The organism is Mesorhizobium sp. M0663, assembly GCF_040320585.1.
Lineage (GTDB): Bacteria > Pseudomonadota > Alphaproteobacteria > Rhizobiales > Rhizobiaceae > Mesorhizobium.
Map to the genome: position 1 here is coordinate 86418 of NZ_JAMYPX010000005.1, position 21257 is coordinate 107674.

The 21257-nt window shown below is 62.0% G+C and carries 23 protein-coding genes; 10 read left to right on the forward strand and 13 right to left on the reverse strand.

Going from position 1 to position 21257, the window contains the following annotated elements; translation table 11 throughout:
- Position 1: 1 nt before the first annotated feature.
- Positions 2-934 carry a VOC family protein gene (locus NKI54_RS12580; RefSeq protein ID WP_352634106.1) on the reverse strand — a complete coding sequence of 311 codons (933 nt, stop codon included), beginning with the start codon at positions 932-934 and terminating at the stop codon, positions 2-4.
- Positions 935-1142: 208 nt separating this feature from the next.
- Here NKI54_RS12580 and NKI54_RS12585 point away from each other — a divergent pair, with 208 nt between their 5' ends.
- On the forward strand, positions 1143-2735 hold the full coding sequence (locus NKI54_RS12585; protein ID WP_352634108.1) for an alkaline phosphatase family protein: 1593 nt from the start codon (positions 1143-1145) through the stop codon (positions 2733-2735).
- A gap of 52 nt (positions 2736-2787) precedes the next feature.
- On the opposite strand, the gene NKI54_RS12590 is transcribed toward NKI54_RS12585, so the two are convergent.
- Complete coding sequence (locus tag NKI54_RS12590; RefSeq protein WP_352634110.1) at positions 2788-4164, reverse strand: PRC-barrel domain-containing protein; 1377 nt, start codon at positions 4162-4164, stop codon at positions 2788-2790.
- A gap of 252 nt (positions 4165-4416) precedes the next feature.
- Here NKI54_RS12590 and NKI54_RS12595 point away from each other — a divergent pair, with 252 nt between their 5' ends.
- Entirely contained in the window at positions 4417-5337 is a 921-nt protein-coding gene (locus NKI54_RS12595; protein ID WP_352634112.1) for a diacylglycerol/lipid kinase family protein, read from the forward strand.
- Positions 5338-5395: 58 nt separating this feature from the next.
- On the opposite strand, the gene NKI54_RS12600 is transcribed toward NKI54_RS12595, so the two are convergent.
- Positions 5396-5569 carry a hypothetical protein gene (locus tag NKI54_RS12600; protein WP_292659198.1) on the reverse strand — a complete coding sequence of 58 codons (174 nt, stop codon included), beginning with the start codon at positions 5567-5569 and terminating at the stop codon, positions 5396-5398.
- Between the two features lie 146 nt (positions 5570-5715).
- Between NKI54_RS12600 and NKI54_RS12605 the strand changes: the two genes are divergently transcribed.
- A complete protein-coding gene (locus NKI54_RS12605; protein ID WP_352634114.1) occupies positions 5716-7242 on the forward strand; it encodes a sensor histidine kinase in 1527 nt (508 codons plus the stop codon).
- Between the two features lie 55 nt (positions 7243-7297).
- Here NKI54_RS12605 and NKI54_RS12610 read toward each other — a convergent pair whose 3' ends face one another.
- Positions 7298-7777 carry a hypothetical protein gene (locus tag NKI54_RS12610; protein ID WP_023678547.1) on the reverse strand — a complete coding sequence of 160 codons (480 nt, stop codon included), beginning with the start codon at positions 7775-7777 and terminating at the stop codon, positions 7298-7300.
- Between the two features lie 10 nt (positions 7778-7787).
- Complete coding sequence (locus NKI54_RS12615; RefSeq protein WP_023678546.1) at positions 7788-8114, reverse strand: ElaB/YgaM/YqjD family protein; 327 nt, start codon at positions 8112-8114, stop codon at positions 7788-7790.
- Positions 8115-8341: 227 nt separating this feature from the next.
- Here NKI54_RS12615 and NKI54_RS12620 point away from each other — a divergent pair, with 227 nt between their 5' ends.
- Complete coding sequence (locus NKI54_RS12620; protein ID WP_352634116.1) at positions 8342-8722, forward strand: response regulator; 381 nt, start codon at positions 8342-8344, stop codon at positions 8720-8722.
- 29 nt (positions 8723-8751) lie between these two features.
- Here NKI54_RS12620 and NKI54_RS12625 read toward each other — a convergent pair whose 3' ends face one another.
- Positions 8752-9303: a sigma-70 family RNA polymerase sigma factor gene (locus NKI54_RS12625; protein WP_023678544.1), complete on the reverse strand. Its 552-nt coding sequence runs from the start codon at positions 9301-9303 to the stop codon at positions 8752-8754.
- 3 nt (positions 9304-9306) lie between these two features.
- Entirely contained in the window at positions 9307-9510 is a 204-nt protein-coding gene (locus tag NKI54_RS12630; RefSeq protein WP_023678543.1) for a NepR family anti-sigma factor, read from the reverse strand.
- Between the two features lie 217 nt (positions 9511-9727).
- Here NKI54_RS12630 and NKI54_RS12635 point away from each other — a divergent pair, with 217 nt between their 5' ends.
- The 5 genes from NKI54_RS12635 to NKI54_RS12655 all read left to right on the forward strand — a co-directional run bounded on the left by NKI54_RS12635 (position 9728) and on the right by NKI54_RS12655 (position 13031).
- Positions 9728-10522, forward strand: a complete 795-nt coding sequence (locus NKI54_RS12635; protein ID WP_023678542.1) for a response regulator — start codon at positions 9728-9730, stop codon at positions 10520-10522.
- A gap of 227 nt (positions 10523-10749) precedes the next feature.
- A complete protein-coding gene (locus NKI54_RS12640) occupies positions 10750-10914 on the forward strand; it encodes a DUF1328 domain-containing protein (RefSeq protein WP_023678541.1) in 165 nt (54 codons plus the stop codon).
- A 191-nt stretch (positions 10915-11105) separates the two neighbouring features.
- Complete coding sequence (locus tag NKI54_RS12645) at positions 11106-12140, forward strand: sensor histidine kinase (protein WP_023678540.1); 1035 nt, start codon at positions 11106-11108, stop codon at positions 12138-12140.
- A 132-nt stretch (positions 12141-12272) separates the two neighbouring features.
- The gene (locus NKI54_RS12650; RefSeq protein WP_023678539.1) at positions 12273-12443 is read left to right on the forward strand and encodes a hypothetical protein; all 171 of its coding nucleotides are present in this window, start codon (positions 12273-12275) and stop codon (positions 12441-12443) included.
- A 342-nt stretch (positions 12444-12785) separates the two neighbouring features.
- Positions 12786-13031, forward strand: a complete 246-nt coding sequence (locus tag NKI54_RS12655; RefSeq protein ID WP_006328050.1) for a YMGG-like glycine zipper-containing protein — start codon at positions 12786-12788, stop codon at positions 13029-13031.
- A 98-nt stretch (positions 13032-13129) separates the two neighbouring features.
- Here the strand turns inward: NKI54_RS12655 and NKI54_RS12660 are convergent, their stop codons facing one another.
- From NKI54_RS12660 to xylF, 4 genes are all read right to left on the reverse strand, one after another.
- Complete coding sequence (locus NKI54_RS12660) at positions 13130-14752, reverse strand: CHASE domain-containing protein (protein WP_352691620.1); 1623 nt, start codon at positions 14750-14752, stop codon at positions 13130-13132.
- A 129-nt stretch (positions 14753-14881) separates the two neighbouring features.
- Positions 14882-15676, reverse strand: coding sequence for an ATP-binding cassette domain-containing protein (locus NKI54_RS12665; protein ID WP_292655543.1), 795 nt, complete (start codon positions 15674-15676; stop codon positions 14882-14884).
- Positions 15677-15753: 77 nt separating this feature from the next.
- Positions 15754-17118 (reverse strand): sugar ABC transporter permease, encoded by a 1365-nt coding sequence (locus NKI54_RS12670; RefSeq protein WP_352634120.1) that lies wholly within the window; start codon positions 17116-17118, stop codon positions 15754-15756.
- A gap of 142 nt (positions 17119-17260) precedes the next feature.
- Complete coding sequence (xylF, locus tag NKI54_RS12675; RefSeq protein WP_352634122.1) at positions 17261-18301, reverse strand: D-xylose ABC transporter substrate-binding protein; 1041 nt, start codon at positions 18299-18301, stop codon at positions 17261-17263.
- 286 nt (positions 18302-18587) lie between these two features.
- Here xylF and NKI54_RS12680 point away from each other — a divergent pair, with 286 nt between their 5' ends.
- Entirely contained in the window at positions 18588-19832 is a 1245-nt protein-coding gene (locus NKI54_RS12680) for an ROK family protein (protein WP_352634124.1), read from the forward strand.
- A 9-nt stretch (positions 19833-19841) separates the two neighbouring features.
- Here the strand turns inward: NKI54_RS12680 and phoB are convergent, their stop codons facing one another.
- Positions 19842-20531, reverse strand: coding sequence for a phosphate regulon transcriptional regulator PhoB (gene phoB / locus NKI54_RS12685; RefSeq protein ID WP_031212149.1), 690 nt, complete (start codon positions 20529-20531; stop codon positions 19842-19844).
- A 16-nt stretch (positions 20532-20547) separates the two neighbouring features.
- The gene (gene phoU / locus NKI54_RS12690; RefSeq protein WP_023678534.1) at positions 20548-21255 is read right to left on the reverse strand and encodes a phosphate signaling complex protein PhoU; all 708 of its coding nucleotides are present in this window, start codon (positions 21253-21255) and stop codon (positions 20548-20550) included.
- Between the last annotated feature and the right edge of the window lie 2 nt (positions 21256-21257).

The following is a 21257-nucleotide window of genomic DNA, read 5'->3' on the forward strand; positions in this document are numbered from 1 at the left end:
CTCAGTCTTCCAATTTCTGCAGATGCTGCTCGAGATAGGGCCGCAAATGCTGGTGTTGCGACGGCAGTTTCAGCGCCTCGCCAAGATGGGCGGTATCCTCGTCGCGGTCGAAGCCCGGCTCGTTGGTGGCGACTTCGAACAGCACGCCGCCCGGTGTGCGGAAATAGATCGCCCAGAAATAATCGCGGTCGATCACCGGCGTCACCTGATAACCTGTATCGAGCAGCGCCTTGCGCACTTCGATCTGCTTGGCGCGGTTCTCGACGGCGAAAGCGACATGGTGGACCGAGCCGGCGCCGAGATTGGCAAAGCCGGCCCCTGGCAGCGATTCGATATCGACGACGTCGGCGCCGTTGCCGTTCTTCACCGCCAGCCGCCTGACGTTGCCGGACTTGTCGACCTCCTCATAACCCATGAATTTCAGCAGCTCTTCGGTGGCGCCGCCATCTTTCAGCCTGAGCGACACCGAGTGAAAGCCGCGGATCGCCTCGTCGGTGGGAATGCCACCCTTGGCCCATGGTGCACGGCTGTCCGCTCTGTCTTCCACCAGCGCAAACCCATCGCCGTCGGGACCGGCGAAGACAAGACGCTTCTCGCCGAACGTCTCCTCGCCGGACAGCCCGGTGACACCTTGCTCGGCAAACCGGTTCTCCCAATAGCCGAGCGTGCCCTCGGGCACCGAGTAAGCGGTGGTACCGACCTCGCCAACGCCATGGCGGCCCTTGCCGATGTTCGGGAACGGGAAATAGGTCATCACCGAGCCGGGCGTGCCGACCTCGTCGCCGTAATAGAGGTGGTAGACATCGGGTGCGTCGAAATTGACGGTTTTCTTGACCCGCCGCAGACCGAGCGTCCCGGTGAAGAATTCATTGTTCTGGCGCGCATCGCTGGCCATCGAGGTGACGTGATGCAGGCCCTTGACTTGGTCGAGCATGTTTCTGCTCCTTTCCTTGTGCCGGTGCGGCCCTTGCCGCTGTCCACGCAAATATGAGCATCCGCCTCCTGGCCGCAAAGGCGGCAAACACAGAATGGACTGTGCTGTTAAAGTGAACGACGAAGCAGGTTTTGTTCACCATTCGGCAAACTGGACCGGCTTGCATACTCGTCGAAATTGCGCTCCATGAGCGACGCATGTAGCCAGCATGAGGATACAGCGGTTGAGTGGAAAACGCCCCAATATTCTCCTGATCACCTGCGACCAATGGCGGGGCGACTGCCTGTCAGCTGCTGGCCACAAGGTGGTAAGGACGCCGAATGCCGACGCGCTGGCTGCCGAGGGCGTTTTGTTCCAGAAGCACTATGGCGGCGCCGCACCTTGCTCGCCGGCGCGCGCCTGCCTCTACACCGGCCTCTACCAGATGAACAATCGTGTCTGCCGCAACGGCACGCCGCTCGACGCCCGCCACGGCAACATAGCCCTCTGGGCACGCGCCCTCGGCTATGATCCGACGCTGTTCGGTTATACCGACATGGCGCGCGACCCGCGCACGCTGGCGCCTGGCGACCCGCAGCTGAAAAGCTATGAAGGCGTGCTGCCCGGCTTCACTGTGCGCCAGCTTCTGCCCGAGCACCAGAAGCCCTGGCTGTCATGGCTCAAGGCGCGCGGCGTCGATGCCGGTGCCGGCTCCCCCGCCATTCACCGCCCGGCGGGCGAAATCCTGGAAAACGACGGCGCGATCAGCAACGGTCCGCCAATCTATTCGAAGGACGAGACGCCGTCGGCCTTCCTGGCCGGCGAATTCATCCGCTGGCTCGGCGAGCAGGAGCGCGATGCCCCGTGGTTCGCGCATCTTTCCTTCATCAGCCCCCACCCGCCCTTCATCGTGCCGGCGCCTTACAACGCCATGTACGATCCGGCCATCGGTCCAGCTTTTGACCGCGCGGAAAGCTGGCAGGCCGAAGCAGCAAGCCACCCTTATCTCGCCTATGAACTTAACCGGCAGGAACGGTCGAAATTCCGTCCCGGCTCGGAGGGCAAGGTGCGCGACTGGGGCGACGATAATTTTCGCCGCATCCGGGCGCTCTATTACGGCATGATCTCGGAGGTCGACGCGCAGCTTGGCCGCGTCTGGCAAGCGGTCAAGGCGGCCGATGCATGGGACGACACCGTCATCGTGCTGACCTCCGACCACGCCGAGATGATGGGCGACCATTTCATGCTGGGCAAGGGCGGCTTCTTCGACTGCAGCTTCCATATTCCGCTGATCATTCGCGATCCGCGCCGCCGCAAGGCTGCCGGCAGCAGCGTCGACCGCTTCACCGAGGCGGTGGATTTGGCGCCGACCTTGCTTGAGCTCACTGGGCTCGAGCTCACTGGCGGCGAAGTGCTGCCGCATCTCGACGGCCGCTCGCTGGCGCCTTTCCTGGACGCAACGGAGCCGGACAATTGGCGCGATGCGGCGCATTGGGAGTTCGATTTCCGCTCGATCGCGGATGGTGATGCCGAACGGTATTTCGGCGTCGGTCCGCGTCAGTGCAATCTCGCCGTCGTTCGCACGCAAAAATTCAAATATGTGCATTTCGGCGGAGGCCTGCCGCCCTTGCTCTTCGACCTGGAGAAGGATGCGCGCGAGTTGACCAATGTCGCTGACGACCCAGCCTATCTGCTGGAACGGCTGGAATTTGCCGAGAACTTGCTCGCCTGGCGGGCCGAGCATCTCGACCAGTCTTTGGCGCTCGCCGAATTGACGGACAATGGCGTTGCCGGCCATGTCGCCGGCTTCCCCTCGAGATAAGCAAAGCCCGCGCCGTTGCCGGCGCGGGCTTCTCTGTCGGCCTGTGCGCAGCTTAGCGCATGATCATGCGCTGTTTCTCGCGATTTTGCGCATAGCTGGCCTTGTCATAGGGGGCCTGCGCCTCAAGCTGCTCCTTGGTGAAGTTCGTGTAGAGATAGCGCTTGCCGTTCTTGTCGGTCATGAATTTCAGGTTGTCCATGCCGACCGCCACCTCCTTCTCGCCGATGCCAAGGAAGCCGCCGACGTCGATGATGACTGCGTCGACCTTCTTGTCGCCGCCCAGCACGATATCGCCGATCTCGCCGACATTGACATCGTTGGCGCCGTAGACGGTTGTTCCGACCAGATCCTCGGCCCGGATTTCGCCTATCGGCATTTCAGTCAGTGTCGACTTGTCGATCGACCCGGTCTTGGTCTGGTCTGCCGTCGTTGCGGGCGCTGGGGCATTTTGAGCCGTCTTACTGGCCTGGTCAGTGTTGTTGGTCGTCGCAGTGTTATCGGTCGTGGCAGTGTTGCTGGCCGTCACAGTAGGCGTGACGACGGCTGGCGCATTAGCCGCGGCATCGTTCGACGCTGTGGTCGCCGGGGCCGGATCATAGGGCTTGCGGTCGAAATCCGGCTGCGCCGTCAGCTCTTCCCTGGTGGTTTGGGCAACCAGCCAGCGATCGCCGTTCCTCTCGGCCCACTGCGCCTTGTCGAAATCATAGGCGACGTTCTTTTCACCTATGCCGAGGAAGCCCCCGACACCGATGACCAGCGATTGCGCCTTGGCTTCCTTGTTGATGACGATGTCGTTTACGTCGCCGATGTTCTGGGCGTCGTCGCCGGTACCGTTGTAGACGGTCTCGCCGATGATATTGGTGGCAAGATTGCCTTCCGCGCGCTTCACGACCGGAGCGGGGTTGTTACCGGTCGGCGCCGCCGGGGCGTTCTGCGCCGTATCGGTGGAGGTCGACGGAGCGGCAGGAGCCGTAGCCGTGGTGTCTGTCGCCGCAGGCGCCGGATCATAGGGCTTGCGGTCGAAATCCGGATGAGCCGTCAGCTCATCCTTCGTCGTTTGCGCTATCAGCCAGCGATCGCCATTTCTTTCGGCCCATTGCATCTTGCTGTAGTCGAAGGCGACGTTCTTGGTCCCAATGCCGAGGAACCCGCCGACGCCGATGACGACGGATTTTACCTGGCCGCGCTCGTCGAAGACGATATCGGTGACCTTGCCGATATTCTCTGCATTGTCGCCGGTGCCGTTATAAACCGACTCGCCGATGATATTGGTGACAAGGCTGCCCTCGGCGCGTTGCACCGGAGCGGCTGGAGCGGAATTCTCTACGGCGGGTGCTTGCGTCGGCGCCGGGGTCGTCGCCGATTGCGCAAATGCACCCGTCGCAATCAATGTTGCGACTGCTGTCGTGGTTAAAAGGGTGCGGATCATCTTAGTGTCTCCTCGTCGGTGATTTCGTGCACGCCCTGCCCGCCTAGCGTCACTGCGGGCGCAGCGTCTTCTGCATGTTCACAACGTTGTGACCACACTGTTGTTCCGAAAAAAGCCGTGGTGCACCCGGTGCGATGTCAATGGTTCTCGGATTCGCCTCGTTGGTCGAAAGGAACATTTTCTCGGCCGCCCCGTTCCACTCCCGGCTGGGGCTCCGTCCCGGCCCGATAGGTGCTGGAAAATGGAACGGCCATGCAGTTTGCAGCGGTGCTGAACAAGGACGGGGGCACCCTGCGCACCATCGATCTTGAGGCCTTCGCCAGTCGGATGCGCGGCACGCTTGAGACTGCCGGCCACTCGATCGATATCGAAATCGTCGCCGGCAAGGATATCGTTGCCACGCTGGACGGCGTAGCTTCCAGGCGCGGCATCGACGTCGTGCTGGCGGGCGGCGGCGACGGCACCATCTCGGCCGCGGCAGCCCGTTTGATGAATGGGGAGAAGGCGCTTGCAATTCTGCCGGCTGGCACAATGAATCTTTTTGCGCGCGGCCTCGGTATTCCGCAGACCCTCGATGCGGCACTGAAATCGTTTGCCGACGGCGAGGTGATGGCGATTGACATTGCAACAGCCAACGGCCGGCCTTTCGTGCATCAATTCTCGATCGGCATGCACGCCAGGATGGTGCAACTGCGCCAGAAGATGGAATTCGGCTCGCGGTTGGGGAAGATGCGCGCCTCGGTGCGAGCCGCTTGGGCGACGATCAACAATCCACCGGCGATGAACGTAACGCTGACGATCGGCGAGGCCGAGATCAGAACGCGGATCACCGGTATCGGCATCACCAACAATCTGTTTGGCGAGGGCCACCTGCCCTATGCCGATAATCCGGCAGGCGGCGTGCTGGGCGTCTATGTCACCGTGGCGCGGCGGCGCGGCGAATTGATCAGGTTCCTCTTTGACGTCGCCCGTGGGAAATGGCGCGGCAACGAGCATGTCGAAATCCATCAGGCAAACCGCGCCGTTTTGAAAATCCATTCGTCGAACAGGAAAGTTCAGGCCGTCATGGACGGCGAACTGGTAAAGCTCGATCGCGAGACGACCGTCGAAATCCATCCGCGCGCGTTGAATGTTCTCGTCCCGGCGCGCGCCGCCGAGGCAAAGGTTGCCTGACGTGGGATGCGTGATGTGGGGTTGCGTGATGCAAACTGGCGCGAGCGATGGAGAGAACCTAGCCGCTGGGCGTGTTGCCCTGTTCGGTCTTCGGCGTCTCGATCATCCAGCCGTAGATTTCGGCGACGCCCCAGGCGATAAAAGCCAGCAACAGCGCGGCGATCAGGATACGAAGGACATGCCGACCCCGCCGCCCTTGACGGGCTTTGTTTTCAGGAATGGTTTTTGGCATTGTCTGGCTCCATATTTGGCGCCGGCAGGCGTAACTGGCGGGGCGTTGGCTGGTAACGGTCCCCCGCCGCGAAAGTTCCGGCTCTGCAAGGCGGCAGACGGGCCGGTTGGCCTGACCAATCAGCGGAGCCGGCCACCGGGGGCATAGTGGACGACAATAGCCAGAACACGCCGGGCCTGCCGGCCGATATTCGCCGTGTGGTGGGCGCCGCGGACCGTCTTGCCGTGCTGCACGGCCTCGACACGCTGGACGGGGCTGCCGACCCTGATTTCGATCGTATCGGCGGTCTTGCCGCTTCGGCGATGCAAACGTCTGTCGCACTGATCACGCTGGTCGATGCCGAGCGGCAGTGGTTCAAGTCCTGTATCGGCCTCGACGAGACCGAAACCGCAACCGAGACATCGTTCTGCGCCTATACCATCGCAGCCGGCAACGTGCCGATGGTGGTGGCCGACGCGGCGGCGGATCCGCGGTTCAAAGCCAATCCGCTGGTCACCGGCGAGCATCATATCCGCTTTTACGCAGGCGTGCCCATCGTAATCGACGGCGCGCTGATCGGCACGCTGTGCGTGCTCGACCGGAAGCCGCACGCACGTCCCTCCTCTGTCCAGCTCGACCAGCTGTCGGCGCTGGCCGGCCTTGCCGCCAGCCTGTTCACGCTGAAGGATGCAACCCGCAGTGCGGCGATTGCCAAGGCAGCACTGGTTCGAGAGGAAAAGCGGCGCGCTATCGCGCTCGACGCGGCTTCGCTTGCCAGCTGGGCATGGGATATCCGCAGCGATATGATCGACTGCGATGTCCTGCTGTCCGAATTGTTCAACCTGCCGAAGTCGAACAGGCTGAGGGCGCGCGACATCCTGACCGCCATCGACCCGCGCGACGTTCACCAGACCGAAACACGCTTTCGCGACGCGCTGACCGGCAGCGACGATTATTTTGGCGAATACCGTGTCAAAGGCCTCGATCCGCCGCGATGGATCGCAACGCGCGGCCGCGTCATAGAGCGCGACGGCGAGGGCAAGCCAACGCTGATCTTCGGCGTCAACTACGACATTACCGAACGCAAACTTGGCGACGAACGTCAACGGCTGTTGCTGCGCGAGCTCAATCACCGCGTCAAGAACACTTTGGCAACCGTACAGGCGCTGGCGACGCAGACCGTTCGCCATGCCCGCCAGCCAAGCGAATTCCTCGAAGCCTTCAGCGCCAGGCTGCAGGCACTGGGCGTTGCGCACAGCCTGCTGTCGGACCGCGAGTGGCGCGGTATCGGCATCCGCGAGCTGGTGGAGATCGAGCTAAAGCCGTTCCAAGCCGCCGGACAATCGCGCATGGCGATCTCCGGCGCCGATGTCCTGCTGTCACCCGACCAGGCAGTCGGGCTCGGGCTGATCCTGCATGAACTGGCTAGCAACGCACTGCAATACGGGTCGCTCTCGGTTTCCTCCGGAAAGGTCGATCTCGATTGGAGGGTACAAGGCAGGAAGGGCGCACGGCGTCTGTTGCTGGCCTGGCGTGAAAGCGGCGGCCCACGGGTTGCGCCGCCCGAACGCCATGGCTTCGGCTCGATCCTGATCCGCCGCAGCCTGGCCAAGGTCATTTCCAGCGAGGTGACCCATGAATTCCGGCCGGAAGGCGTGGTCGCCGAAATATCGATTCCGCTCGAAGATTTGTGACGCCAGCATTTTGCGACCGGCGCCAGAATCGTTTGCCCCGAACTATCCCTCCGAACTATTCGCGTTTGCCGGTATCCGGATCATCGGAGCCGCGCTTCACGTTCTCGCGGTAGATAGCGTAGGCGGCGAGTGCTATCGCCGGGCCGAGAATCGCGCCCAGTCCGGCCTTCCCCGGGCCACCTTTGCCCTTGAGCAGCGCCGGCAGCACGGCGAGTACCGCAGTGATGCCGATAGCCTTCATGTCGGCGTTGCGTCGCTTCGCCCGGCGCCTAGCGCGCGAGCCGGCCGACATCCGGTAGACGAGCAGGATGAGACCGGCGATTGCCAGAAAGCCGATCCCGAAGCTCAGGGAAGCTGCCATCGGCCCATAGCGGGCCGCCGTCCAGATATAGGCCGCCCCGACGAGGAAGCCGAGGCCGCACAGCGCCGCGAGCGCTGCGACCGAATAGACAATCGCAGCGACGCGTGCGCGTTGCACCGCCGCAATGGTTTCGCCCGAGGCAAGGCCCGAGATCAGCGATGCAAGCATTCCCATGCGTGCAGAACTAACGGCGCGCGAGAAGAGCGAAGAGGAATCCGACGCCTGCGGCGATCGCCAGCGAAGTCACCGGTTTTTCGCGCATATGCGCTATCATCTGCGCCTCGATGTCCCTGGCGTTGCTGCGCAGGCTGTCGAAGGCTGCCTCGCCCTGGGTTCGCAACTGCTCGACGCTTTCGGCGGCGGCTCGCCGTGCTGCCCCGTAGCCATGTTCGCCAGTTTTGGCCAACAGCTTGGTAAGTTGGTCGATGTCGGCCTTCAATTGTGCGATGTCGGCCTCAATATCGGAATTCGTGCGGGCTTCGTTCGCGGCCTTTCCTGCGGCAGTCGCCATTGCTTCACTCTCCATGCTTTTGCTCGGTCGAAACGCCCGACAGACCCCAAGGTTCCGGCACGAACCTCTTCTAACCCTATCTCCGGCAGCGCGCGTTGCAAATGCCTTGCACGGGCCGAGGCCGACGCATCCGCGCCGGCACGTCTTTTTTAAATGACAGCATGCCAAATAACGATCATGACTTCCCCCGTTTCACGTTAGAGACGCATTTAAGGAGATATTGCTGCGTGCGCGCATCACTTGACGGTTTGCGGATTCTTATCCTGGAAGATGAGTTCCTGATTGCCATGGATATCGAGCAGCTTTGCCGCGACTACGGCGCGCTCGATGTGGTCATCGCCCGTGATCTGACTGAGATCGAACAGCAAGACGTTGCCGCGCAGTTCGATGTGGCCATCGTCGACCTCATGCTGAGCGGCGTTTCGACGCTCCAATTTGCTTCGCGGCTGCGTGAAGCGGGCATCCCGTTCGTCTTCGCCTCGGGCTATTCGGATACGGACGAGATCAAGAAATCCTTTCCCGGCGTCAGACTGGTCACCAAGCCCTATTCGGGAGACGATCTCGTCGAGGCAGTGGCGGCGGCCTGCAGGCGAACGCCTCTCCGCTGAGGCGCGGAGCGGTTCGAAGACGCCGCGCTTCACGCAGCCGTCGACCCGGTTACCTGAGCCGAAATTGCGTCCGGGCCATACTCGTCTTCACCGGAGATCTTCAGAATTTCCTGCAGCCGTGTGCGGGCGCGGCTGACGCGGCTCTTGATCGTTCCGACGGCGCAGCCGCAGATCTCGGCCGCTTCCTCGTAGGAGAAGCCCGACGCGCCGATGAGGATAATGGCTTCGCGCTGGTCTTCTGGCAGCAACTCGAGCGCGCCGCGAAAGTCTTCGAGGTCAAGCTGGCCGTGCTGGGCCGGGTGAACGGCAAGCCTGGCCGTCATGACGCCATCACTGTCCTGCACCTCGCGGCCGCGCTTGCGCATCTGCGAATAGAATTCGTTGCGCAAGATCGTGAACAGCCATGCCTTCAGGTTGGTGCCGGGCTGGAAGCTTTCATGCTTGTCCCAGGCCTTGACCAATGTTTCCTGCACCAGGTCGTCGGCCTTGTCGGCGTTTTGCGTCAGCGACACGGCAAAAGCCCGCAGGCTCGGGATCGAGCCGAGCAAGTCGGTCTTGAAGCCCTGGGAGACGGCCGCCATGCCTCAGTCCTTCTTTTGTACAGGTTCGGCCTTTTCCAACTGGCTGAGCAGTTGGGCGAAGCGATCCGGCACATTGTCGGAGACCAGCTCGTCATAGTATTGTTTGAGTTTGCGGCCGATTTCCGAGTTCGGCCCAAGCGGGTCGCGGGAAGCAGCCCGGCGCCCGTTGCCAACGCCACCCATGGTAGCTTTCGTCATGTTCTTCATTTCGCCCTTTTGTCCCAGCCTTAAGCCGCCCTTCAACACATAACGTAATGCAAGCGGCAGCCTCGTCTGGTTGCCCAACCCGCCTTTAAACGCCAGCCTCACATATTAGTTCCGCACGATTGGAACCTTTTTCAAGGAGCCAGCGTTTCAATTGCTAGGCTTGCAAACCGTTTTTAGCTGTAACATGCAATCACGTCATATGAGGGAGACGTCCACTATGAGCCTATCAGCAACCATCGCTCCGCACCTGCCGTTCCTGCGCCGCTTCTCGCGCGCCGTATCCGGATCGCAAGAGAGCGGCGACGCGCTGGTCGCCGCAATGCTCGAGGCCATCATTGCCGATGTCGACATCTTTCCGGACGCATCGAACGACCGCATCGCGCTCTACAAGGTCTTTGCCAAGCTCTTCACCTCAGTGGCCATTCGCGTTCCGCAGGAGCATGCCCAGTCGGCATGGGAACAGCGTGCCGCGGCCAATCTGAATGCAATTGCGCCTCGCCCCCGCCAAGCCTTTCTGCTGGTGGCGGTCGAAGGCTTCAGCGAAGACGAGGCGGCGGAGATTCTCGACGTCGACGAACAGGAATTCTCCGAACTCCTCGCGCAGGCGAGCAACGAGATCTCCCGTCAGGTGGCAACCGACGTGCTGATCATCGAGGATGAGCCGCTGATCGCCATGGATATCGAGGAAATGGTCGAAAGCCTCGGCCACCGCGTCGTCGGAACGGCGCGCACCCACGCCGAGGCGGTGGCGATGTTCGGCAAGGCGCGGCCAAAGATGGTGCTTGCCGATATCCAGCTTGCCGACGGAAGTTCGGGCATAGCGGCCGTGAATGAGATCCTGTCGTCGACCTCGGTACCGGTGATCTTCATCACCGCCTTTCCCGAGCGCCTGCTCACCGGCGAGCGGCCGGAACCGGCTTTCCTGGTTACCAAGCCGTTCAATCCGGACATGGTCAAGGCTCTTATCAGCCAGGCCCTGTTCTTTGACCGGCACGCGAAAGCCGCGGCATGAAACAGCCGGCGGCCGAACTGCGGCCGCCGGGATAGCCACTCCCTTGGATCAGATGGGGCGTGACGCCGGCTCAACTCACTGGCAACCAACTGGGGCAACCAACTGGACCTTTCCACACACCGCGGCAATTCGGGCCCTGAAGATTTTCAGCATCGTCTTTTTCGGAAAATGGTGGAACAAACGGAGGCGAATCACGTTTTCACCGCAGCATTGGAAGGAGATCGATCATGCTTTACTGGGCGCTCGTATTTCTCGTCGTGGCGATCATCGCCGGTGCGCTTGGTTTCGGCGGTATCGCTGGCACCTCGGCCGGCATAGCGCAGATATTGTTCTTCATCTTTCTCGCCTTCCTGATCATATCGCTTATTGCCGGCCTGATCAGACGAGCGTGAATGCCAAGCGGCCATTCAAGCGAACACTGGAAGCCGCACCCCTCAAACGGTTTCCAGCCACCGCCGGGCAGTGTCCTCCAACGGGATGCCGCTCGGCGGACCGCTTTTTAAGGCTTGATACGAAGCTCCTCCTTTTGGAACCCATTTTTCCGCGAACCGTTCAGCCCGACATGGGTTGAGCAAATTGACCGATGCGTTCCAGAGTCGGAAAAATGAAAGACCGCGGCCAGAGTGATGAGATCATCGCTTTGCATCCTGCCGAAAGCGGGATGCAGCTTGGCCGGGCCCTTCTCCATGCACTGCACAATGCCGGGATTTCCGTCCTGTACCAGGATCGCGAGATGAAGACGGTGTGGGCGCGCAACATGCGCGCGCCCTGGACTTCCGATGCCTCCGACAACAACGGCATCTTGCCGCCGGCGCAGGCGGAGCGTATCGGCGCCGCCAAGCACGACGTCATCGCATCCGGCAATCCTCAACATCTTGAACTCAGCGTGCCGGCCGATGACGGCGCCCGCTGGTTTCAGGTGTGGATAGACGCCGACCGCAGCGAGACCGGCGCGGTGCAGGGCGTCGTGACCACCATGGTCGAAACAACCGAGCAGAAACGCCGGGAGCAGACGTTGAAGGCGCTGCTGCGCGAAGTCAGTCATCGCTCCAAGAACCTTTTGGCCATCATCCAGAGCATCGCCACCCAGACGGGCCGTTATTCCGGCAGCATTGACGATTTCCTGACGCGCTTCCGGGGCCGATTGCAGTCGCTGGCCTCCTCGCAGGATTTGGTTACGTCATCCAACTGGCGGGGAGCGGCGCTGCGCGAGCTGGTTTCCGGTCAGGTCGGCAGGTACGGCGCGGATCCCTTGCACAGCCTACGCTTCCGCGGCGCAAATCCATATCTCAACCCCAATGCCGCCTTGCACATCGGCTTGGCCATGCATGAGCTCGCCGTCAATTCGGTCAGCTATGGCGCGCTGTCGCGCAGCGACGGTTTCGTCGAGGTGACGGCCGATCTGACGGCAGCTTCCGCTGGCGAGCCTGCGCTGTCGCTGACATGGGCCGAAGTGATCGGAGCCAACGACAATCAGCGCAGTGAGAAGCGTTTTGGCAGCGTCGCGCTCGAACGCGTCGTGCCCACTTCATTGAATGGAACGGCGACACTTGAGATCACCGGGAACCGCCTCGAATACCGCCTTGTCGTTCCTCACGGCAATTTCGAGACGGATTAACGAGCGGCGGTCTGCGCGCGAAGGCTTGCTGCGCATCGCCATCTTTAACCGACTGTTCACCATAAAGTCCGATCCTGTCCGAACGTGCCGATCCACCGGATTGAGTTTGGCACAAAATGAAGGGAATGGGCCTTGACGGCTGCCGACTTGAACAGACTGGAACAGGCCGCTCGCGTCTCGATGGGCGGTTTTCAGGATCCCGACGCGTCCGCAGCGCCCGCGCCTCGTGCTTCGCCCCTCCGCTTCGCCGCCGTCGCGCTTATGGCCGCGATCGTCCTGACCGCCGCGTCCCAACTGATCTGAATCGAACTCGCCTCTGCTTGATCGCTTTGAAACCACTGCCCGAGTGCTCGGCCGTGCCCGTTCGCGGTCACCGACCTGCAGGGCCAGGCCCAACATGCCGTCGCCAGATGCCTTGCCGTCGATCCGGCGAGACCGACTATGACAGGATCGTCTGGAACGTGCGTCCCAACGGCACGCTCGATGCGTCCTTGGAGATTTCCGGGTTCGTGGTAGCATCGAACGGCGCACGCCCCGAAAAAGACTATCTTAATCAACAATGAAATCGTGCGGGCAAAGGCCGTACTTTCATGCTAAATGGCGGCTGGAGCTTATTAAAGTGAGGACAAAAGTGAGGATGACTCCATGCGGAAGATGATTATTGCCATGGTTGCCGTGGTTGCGGTCAGCGGCTGCACCACCACGGAAGAGAACGTGGGTATCGGCACTGTGGGCGGCGCGCTCATTGGTGGCGCTGTCGGCGGCGGCAAGGGCGCTTTGATCGGCGCCGGCGCTGGTGCGATTGGCGGTCTGCTCGTTCGCCGTCTGCAAAATGGCTACTGCCAATACAGAGATCGTCACGGCCGGATTTACACAGCTCGCTGCAACTAGTTTCGAGCTCCAGGCGAACAGCAAACGCGGAGGCAGGCCACCTGTCTCCGCGTTTGCCCTTTAAAGCGCTGTTGCGACGCGGCCCACGAGACGGCGTTTCAGGCCGGCAGCGGAACCCTGATTTCCACGTTCAAGCCATCTTCGCGAAAATCGCGCCTGATTGTGCCACGCAATTCGCGCGTGACGTTGAGATCGATCAGTCTGGTGCCAAAACCGCTCTTTGCCGGTGTCTCGAGCTTCTTCTGACCGGCCTCGCGCCAGTTGAGAGCCAATGTCCGGGTGCCGCTACGGGCTTCGAGCGACCAGTCGACCTTCAGCGCACCGACTGAATTGCCGGCTTCGCCATGCTTCAGCGCATTCGTCGCCAGTTCGTGAAAGACGAGGCCGAGTGCCTGCGTCGTCTTTTCATCGAGAAGAATCTGCGGTCCCGACAGCAGCCCTTCAGGAAGCTCACTGCCGAACACCTGGCCTAGCTCGATGCGCAGCAGGTCGCCGAGATCGGCTTTCTGCCAGCGTGAGCGCGTCAGCATGTCCTGGGAAGCCGCCATCGCCTGCAGCCGGGCCGAGAAAGAAGCCGAGAATTCCTGGACGTCGGTGGTGTGCGATGCTGTCTGGCGCGCGATTGCCAGCACCCGCGTGATCGAGTTCTTGATGCGATGCTTCATCTCCTGCAGCATCAGGTCTTTTTCCAGCAGGCTCTTTTCGGTCGTTTCGTGAAGCAGCGAGACCGCCTCATAGGCCCGCTCCTGATAGCGGGCCACCAGCGCGATGGCGCCCGCAAGCAGCAGTCCGAACAATCCGAGCATCACCGGGATGGCGCGCGAGGAAGGTTGCGAGAAAGCACTTGTCGGCCTGAACAGGACGACCCACGGCCGGCCGGCGACGGTGATCTTGCGGGTGACCAGCAGCCTGTCGCCGAGGCTCGAAACAGGCGGCGTTTCCGATTGGAACAGCAGGTTGTCGCTGTCCACCGTGCCGTCATAGATCTCGGTGTTGACCGGCAGCAATGGTGCCCGGCTGAGCGCAGCCTGGAACAGATCACGGGCGCGGAAGGCCGCATAAAGGAAGCCGGCAGTCGAGGATCTCGTCGCGTTCACGGCGTCCGGCGCGGTTTCGACATTGAGCCGGACGAAGACGAGGAACCCGGTAAAGGTCTGCGCGGCACCCGTATCCTTGCCGAGCTGCACGAGTCCGCTGGCGTGCTGCTGGTCGTCGGCCATCGCCTTTTCGATCGCCTCGCGCCGCGCCGGCCCGGTGAACATGTCGTAGCCGATGCTGGATTTGTTGGACGGATCCAGCGGTTCGAACAGCACGATGGGCGTACGCCACGGTAAGTTCGTGTCGGGATAGATCGGATGGCTTGCGCCGTGATCGTGCAGGATGTCGCGCTCGACCGCCGCCTCGTTGCCAGTTTTCGCCAGGCGGAGGAAACCGATGCCGCGCAGGCCGGCGAAATTATTGTCGATGTCGAGCGCGTTTAAGACAGCCTTGAACTCGCCCTGCGAGATATCGCCCTTGCGTGCGTCGAACAGCGCCCGGGTCGAACGCAGCAGCGACAGGTCCAGGTCGATGCGGCTTTCGATCCGGTTAAGCGCGTCGTCTGCCGTCGCCTCGAATTTAATGCGGGCCGCCTCCTGGGTGGCAAAATAGGCAAAACCCGCCATCGTCAGGCTGATCAGCGCGACGGCGATAAAAGCGACGGTCGGAAAAAGCTTCTTCAATTGCTGATACGTCCCGTGGACGGTTCGGCATCTTTATGGGCAAGTCCCGACGCCAACACAATGGCGAGGCCAAAGCATGGTGACGGCTGGCACATTTTGGCGACTTGTGATTAGCCGGCTAATTCTCGTTCATGCGGCGATCTTCAGCGCGCCCGGCCCCGGAATGGCGCCGGGTGGGCACTTGCCGAGGATGATCATGCCGAGCACCTCGTCCTGGGTGACGTCGGTCGTGCGCGCCGTTCCGACAACCCGACCGTTCTTCATGACGCAGACACGGTCGGCAAGCTCGAACACGTCGTGAATATCATGGCTGATCAGGAAGATGCCGATGCCGTCGGCCTTGAGCTGCCTGACCAGTTCGCCGACCTGCGCCGTCTCTTGCGGCCCGAGTGCCGCCGTCGGCTCGTCCATGATCAGGATGCGAGCATTGAACAGGATGGCGCGGGCGATCGCCACCGACTGCCGCTGGCCGCCCGAAAGCTTTACCACCGGCTCCTTGAAGCGTTGGAAACGCGGATTGAGCCTGCCCATCACCTTGCGCGCCTCGGCCTCCATGGCGACGTCGTCGAGCGTACCCCAGCCGGTCATCAGCTCGCGGCCGAGAAACAGGTTGGCGGCCGCATCGACATTGTCGGCCAGCGCCAGCGTCTGGTAGATCGTCTCGATGCCGTACTTCTTGGCGTCGCGGGGATTGGAGATCGAAGCCTCCTCGCCGTTGACGAAAATCTGGCCCGCATCGCGCTTGTAGGCGCCGGACAGGATTTTTATCAACGTCGATTTGCCGGCACCGTTGTGACCGAGCAAAGCCATCACCTCGCCCGGGAAAAGGTCGACAGAGGCATCGTCGACGGCGCGAATGCCGCCGAAAGCGATGGAGATGTTGCGCATGTCGATCAGCGGCGTGGGAGCGGTTTTGTCTGCCATGCTCGTCCTTCCTCCCTATAGATCCTGCTTGAGCATCAAGTTGTACGAAAACCGGTTTCCACCTTGCGGGATCATGCTCAGACCCGTTTGCGATAGACGGTATCGAGCCACACCGCGACCACCAGCACGGCTCCGACAACGATGCTCTGCAGCGGCGAATCGATGCCGAGCAGCACCATGCCGGACTGCAGCGACTGCATCAAAAGCGCGCCGAGCATTGCGCCGAGCACTGTGCCGGAGCCGCCGGCGAGCGACGTGCCGCCGATCACCGCCGCCGCGATGACCAGGAGCTCGTCCAGCGTGCCCAGCGCATTGGTCGACGAGTTCTGCCTGGCTGACGAGATCGCTGCGGCGATCGTCGCCAGCACGCCCATGATCATGAACACCTTCATGGTCACCCAGCGCGTGTTGATACCGGCAAGGTTGGCTGCTTCCGGATTGCCGCCGATGGCGAAGACATAGCGGCCGAAACGGGTACGCTTGGCGATGAAGGTCATGATCAGCCCTACGGCTACAGCCATCAGCACGGGTATGGCGATGCCATGGGCGATGAACAGCCCGCCTTCGGGAACGGTTATATTGTTGGCCGCCGCATATCTGTTCACGATGCCGACCGGCCAAGGATAGGAATTGGCAAGCCATATGGCGCCCATGATGACAAGGCAAGTGACGGCTCCGAGGAACGTCTCGGCCCAGATCGGGCGTAACGGGAAGCGGAACCGCTTGCGCTGCACCCGCCCGTTGAGCAGCATGAACACAACCGCCAGGCACGCGACAATTCCGACGATCCAGCTCCATCGCGCACCGATCGAACCCGTCGGTCCGCCGCCCATCAGCTGGAAAGTGGCATCCAGCGGCGCAATCGTCTGCCCACTGGCGACCCACCATGCGGCACCCCGCCAGACCAGAAGGCCGCCCAGCGTCACGATGAAGGCCGGCACCTCGAGATAAGCGATGATGTATCCCTGGAACGCTCCGATCAGAAGGCCAAGCGCCAGGCCGATGGCCAGTGCCAGGATCCAGATCCAGGGGTTGCCTAATTGCAGACCGACCATTCGCACCAGGAAATGCACCTGCGCAAAACCCATGACCACGCCGATCAGGCCTTCGGCGGAACCGACCGACAGGTCGATATTGCGCATGACGATAACCAGCACCATTCCGGCGGCCATTATGGCCACGGCGGAAGTCTGCACCGACAGGTTCCAGAGATTGCGTGGCGTCAGGAAGGTCCGGCTGTCGAAGTCGAACGGATTGACGCCGAGCCGTACGCTGGAAATGACATGCAGGCCGACCCAGATGACCAGCAGCGCGCCGATCATGCCGAGCATGCGCGTGTCGAGTTCGGTTGCCTTGAGAAATCGGGCAACGATGCCGAGCTCGGATTCCCGTGCCCGGTCTGCCGTGCTGTCTACCGGCGTGTTGGGCGTCGTGTCGGTCATGATGTTTCTCCCGCCGGGTTGCCGTCTGCCGCGGATGCCGGAAGCAGCCTAGAAGTTATCCGCCGGAAGCGGAAAAACAACTCTTGTTGAAAAAACGCCGCGGCGAGCGGCCGCGGCGTTCGGACTTCTCGGAAACGTCGGCTCAGTTGCAGACTGCAACAGCGCTAGCCGTCACGCCGGCGCAGACCTCTTCTTTCTTGATCCAGCCGGCGTCGATGACGACGTTGAGGTTGTCCTTGGTGATGGCGACCGGGGTCAGGAACAGCGACTTGACGGTATTGCCGCCGGGCGTGGTGAAATCCTTCACGCCGGCAATGTCGGTCATCTGCTTGCCGTCGGCCAGTTGCGAGGCGATCTCGGCGGCATTCTTGCCGAGCTCGCGCGCATCCTTCCACACCGACACGGTCTGTGTGCCGAGCGCGATGCGGTTCAGCGCGGCGTGGTCGCCGTCCTGGCCCGAAACCGGAACCGATCCGGCCAGCCCTTGCGCCGTCAGCGCGGCGACGACGCCGCCGGCAGTGCCGTCATTAGCGGCGACTACGGCATCGACCTTGTTGTCGTTGGCGGTCAGGAACTGTTCCATGTTCTTCTGAGCGTTGGCCGGCAGCCAGCCGTCCGTATAGGCCTCGCCGACATTCTTGATCTTGCCGCCGTCGATGGCCTCCTTCAGCACCTCCATCGAACCGGCAAACAGGAAATCGGCATTCGGATCGGAACCCGAACCCTTGATGAAGACGTAGTTGCCTTCCGGCTTCACCTTGAAGACTTCGCGGGCCTGCATGCGGCCGACTTCCTTGTTGTCGAAGGTCAGATAGAACACGTCCTTGTTCTCGATCAGCCGGTCATAGCCGACGACCGGGATGCCTTCGTCCAGTGCCTTTTGCACGGCCGGCCCGATGGCCGAGGCGTCCTGCGCCAGGATGATCAGTGCGTTGGCGCCCTGCGAGATCAGGCTCTCGACGTCGGTGAGCTGCTTGCCGGGGTTGGACTGTGCGTCGGCGGAAATATACTTGTCGCCTGCGGCCTCGATGGCCGCCTTCATTGCGGCCTCGTCGGTCTTCCAGCGCTCTTCCTGGAAGTTCGACCAGGAAACGCCGATGACCTTGTCTTTAGCCTGCGCCACCGACGCCAGCGCCAGCGTCATGGCGACACCCGCCAGAATGGCGGTCGTGAATTTCTTCATCATATCCTCCCTGCGCCGCGTACGGCGTGACCAATTGGCTCAAAGACCAGCTTAGAAGCTCTAATTTTTTCGAGCCTCGAAAAAATACTGGCCCGATCTCCGGCTGCTGTCAACATCGATTCTGATGGATTTTGATGACTCTGCGAGTTTTTTCGAGCGTCGGAATAAACGATGACAGCGCCACCTGCATCTGACACTATTTGCCTGCATCCGACACTATTTGTCGGACATTACCGACGGCTTCCGGTTCATGAGCGGCCGCGGCAACCGGGAGGAAAGCAAAACAATGTCGGTCGGAATCCGCCATGACGATTTGCGCCGGCGCAACCGGGCGATGGTGATCTCGGCGGTGCGCCGGGCCGGCCAGCCATCGCGTACTGAGATCGCAGCTACCACCGGCCTCAGTCATTCGACCATATCGGCGATCTCTTCCGACCTGATACGGGAAGGCATCCTCGCCGAGAGCAAGGCAAGCGAGCCCGTTTCGTTGAAACGCGGTCGTCCGCAGGTCGGCCTCGCCCTCAACCCGGAAGCGGCGGCGGTGCTGACCGTGGTGTTGTCGCTGAATTTCCTGTCGGCCGCCATTATCGACTATACGGGACAGGTGGTCGCCGAGGAACAGCGCCGGCTGGACACGCTGACCATGCCGCGCGACGAGCTGATCCGTGAATGCATGGCCATCGTCCGGCGCCGGCTGCAGGATCCAGACCTTGACGTCCGCAGTGTCGCCCGCATCGCCCTGGCGATTCAGGGCATTACCGACTCCCCTGCACGCGCCATGCTGTGGTCGCCGATCACGCCGCAGACCGACATCGCCTTTGCCGACATGCTGGAGGACGAATTCGGCATCCCGGCAACGGTGGAGAACGACTGCAACATGATGGCGGTGGCTTTGCGCTGGCGCAATCCGGATCGCTATCGCGACGACTTCATCGCCATCCTGCTTTCGCATGGCATCGGCATGGGGCTGGTGCTGAAGGGCGAACTGTTCACCGGGACGCATTCCTCGGGCGGCGAATTTGGCCACATGATCCATCGTCCGGGCGGCGCGCTCTGCCGTTGCGGGCGGCGCGGCTGCATCGAGGCCTATGCCGGCAACTACGCCATCTGGCGCAACGCCAGGCAGATGAGCGAAGACAGCGAACCGGTCGCCGACGTCAGCGACGCCGACATGCGAGCACTGGCGGCCCAGGCGCGCGAGAAAGATGGGCCGGAACGCGAGGCCTACCGCAAGGCCGGCGAAGCGCTGGGTTTCGGTCTCGGCTCGCTGTTCGCGCTGATCGATCCGGCACCGGTCGCGATGGTCGGCGCCAGTGCCGCCGCCTTCGATCTGATCGAGCCGGCCTTGCGGAAGGCAATCGCCCAGACCGCCGGCGGCCAGCATTCAGGCTCGATCTCCTTCGATACAGAGCCGAACGAATTGCCGCTGATCCGCGAAGGCTGCGCGATGCGGGCGTTAAGCTTCGTCGACCAGGAGATTTTCGCGCCGGGCGCGCAAATGAGGCCCAGCGTCAGAAAGAACGTAGCCTGACCAGGCGGGTCAATCTTCCCTGATCGCATAGCCGGCACCGCGGATGGTGCGGATGACATCCGGCATCCGGCCGTTGTTGACGGCTTTGCGCAGCCGCCCGACATGCACGTCGACGGTGCGTTCGTCGATGTAGATTGTCTCGCCCCAGACATTATCGAGTAACTGGCTGCGCGAGAAGACACGGCCCGGATGCCGCATCATGAACTCGAGCAGCCGGAATTCGGTCGGCCCGAGCCTGATTTCGCTCTTCTTGCGATAGACCCTGTGCGATTCGCGATCGAGCACGATGTCGCCGACCTTCAGCACGCTGGACAGCACTTCCGGCTTGGCGCGCCGCAGCAGCGCCTTGACCCTGGCCATGAATTCCGGTGTCGAAAACGGTTTGACCAGATAGTCGTCGGCGCCGGTCGAAAGACCGCGCACCCGGTCGCTCTCCTCGCCGCGCGCGGTCAGCATGATGATCGGCAGCCGCTCGGTTTCGGGGCGCACCCGCAACCGACGACAGAGCTCGATGCCGGAAACCGCTGGTATCATCCAGTCGAGCACCAAAAGGTCGGGCACATTCTCCTGCAAACGGATCTCGGCTTCGTCGCCGCGTGTCACCACCTCGACCTGGTAGCCTTCGGATTCGAGATTGTAGCGGAGCAGCACACCCAACGGCTCCTCGTCCTCCACCACCATTATGCGTGGTGCGATCATCGGCTGGGCACCCCCATCATGTCACCGGTGCGGACATTGTCGTTTCGTCCTGCTTCGGACGATTGACCGGCAATTGCTCGCCGGTCAGCACATAATACGCATTTTCGGCGATGTTGGTGACATGGTCGCCGATCCGCTCCAGATTCTTGGCGCAGAACAGCAGGTGCGTGCAAGCGGTGATGTTGCGCGGATCTTCCATCATGTAGGTCAAGAGCTCGCGGAACACGGACGTGTATTTGACGTCGATGCGCTCGTCGGCGGCACGCAGCTTGGCCAACGCGGCCGCATCGCCTGCAGCATATTCCTCGATGACACCCTGCACCTGGATGAGAACCAGCTGCGCCATCGCGTCGATGGAATGCGACAGGTCCCGCGGCGTGGCGCTGAGGCCGACCGCACTCACGCGCTTGGCGATATTCTTGGCAAGATCGCCGATGCGTTCGAGGTCGCCCGCCATGCGGATCGCTCCGACCACATGGCGAAGATCGTGGGCCATCGGCTGGCGTTTGGCGATCAGGGTTATGGCGCGGTCGTCCAGTTCGCGTTGACGCGCATCCATGATGGCGTCGTCGGAAACGACGCGTTGCGCCAGCACGTTGTCGGAATTCAACAGGGCCTTGGTCGCCCCGCCGACCATCGAACCGGCGAGGTCGGCCATGTCGCGGATCAGCTTGCTGATCTGCTCGAGATCCTCGTCGAAAGAAGCGACTGTGTGTTCGCCCATGG

What these genes read in the sequence shown, in the direction of transcription:
- NKI54_RS12640 (WP_023678541.1), top strand. Translation starts at nt 10,750, where the DNA reads ATGCTTTACTGGGCGCTCGTATTTCTCGTCGTGGCGATCATCGCCGGT.
- NKI54_RS12580 (WP_352634106.1), bottom strand. Translation starts at nt 934, where the DNA reads ATGCTCGACCAAGTCAAGGGCCTGCATCACGTCACCTCGATGGCCAGC.
- NKI54_RS12610 (WP_023678547.1), bottom strand. Translation starts at nt 7,777, where the DNA reads ATGGGAATGCTTGCATCGCTGATCTCGGGCCTTGCCTCGGGCGAAACC.
- NKI54_RS12595 (WP_352634112.1), top strand. Translation starts at nt 4,417, where the DNA reads ATGCAGTTTGCAGCGGTGCTGAACAAGGACGGGGGCACCCTGCGCACC.
- NKI54_RS12680 (WP_352634124.1), top strand. Translation starts at nt 18,588, where the DNA reads ATGTCGGTCGGAATCCGCCATGACGATTTGCGCCGGCGCAACCGGGCG.
- NKI54_RS12625 (WP_023678544.1), bottom strand. Translation starts at nt 9,303, where the DNA reads ATGGCGGCCGTCTCCCAGGGCTTCAAGACCGACTTGCTCGGCTCGATC.
- NKI54_RS12665 (WP_292655543.1), bottom strand. Translation starts at nt 15,676, where the DNA reads ATGGCAGACAAAACCGCTCCCACGCCGCTGATCGACATGCGCAACATC.
- xylF (WP_352634122.1), bottom strand. Translation starts at nt 18,301, where the DNA reads ATGAAGAAATTCACGACCGCCATTCTGGCGGGTGTCGCCATGACGCTG.
- NKI54_RS12655 (WP_006328050.1), top strand. Translation starts at nt 12,786, where the DNA reads ATGCGGAAGATGATTATTGCCATGGTTGCCGTGGTTGCGGTCAGCGGC.
- NKI54_RS12615 (WP_023678546.1), bottom strand. Translation starts at nt 8,114, where the DNA reads ATGGCGACTGCCGCAGGAAAGGCCGCGAACGAAGCCCGCACGAATTCC.
- NKI54_RS12635 (WP_023678542.1), top strand. Translation starts at nt 9,728, where the DNA reads ATGAGCCTATCAGCAACCATCGCTCCGCACCTGCCGTTCCTGCGCCGC.
- NKI54_RS12585 (WP_352634108.1), top strand. Translation starts at nt 1,143, where the DNA reads ATGAGGATACAGCGGTTGAGTGGAAAACGCCCCAATATTCTCCTGATC.
- NKI54_RS12630 (WP_023678543.1), bottom strand. Translation starts at nt 9,510, where the DNA reads ATGAAGAACATGACGAAAGCTACCATGGGTGGCGTTGGCAACGGGCGC.
- NKI54_RS12590 (WP_352634110.1), bottom strand. Translation starts at nt 4,164, where the DNA reads ATGATCCGCACCCTTTTAACCACGACAGCAGTCGCAACATTGATTGCG.
- phoU (WP_023678534.1), bottom strand. Translation starts at nt 21,255, where the DNA reads ATGGGCGAACACACAGTCGCTTCTTTCGACGAGGATCTCGAGCAGATC.
- NKI54_RS12600 (WP_292659198.1), bottom strand. Translation starts at nt 5,569, where the DNA reads ATGCCAAAAACCATTCCTGAAAACAAAGCCCGTCAAGGGCGGCGGGGT.
- NKI54_RS12645 (WP_023678540.1), top strand. Translation starts at nt 11,106, where the DNA reads ATGCGTTCCAGAGTCGGAAAAATGAAAGACCGCGGCCAGAGTGATGAG.
- phoB (WP_031212149.1), bottom strand. Translation starts at nt 20,531, where the DNA reads ATGATCGCACCACGCATAATGGTGGTGGAGGACGAGGAGCCGTTGGGT.
- NKI54_RS12670 (WP_352634120.1), bottom strand. Translation starts at nt 17,118, where the DNA reads ATGACCGACACGACGCCCAACACGCCGGTAGACAGCACGGCAGACCGG.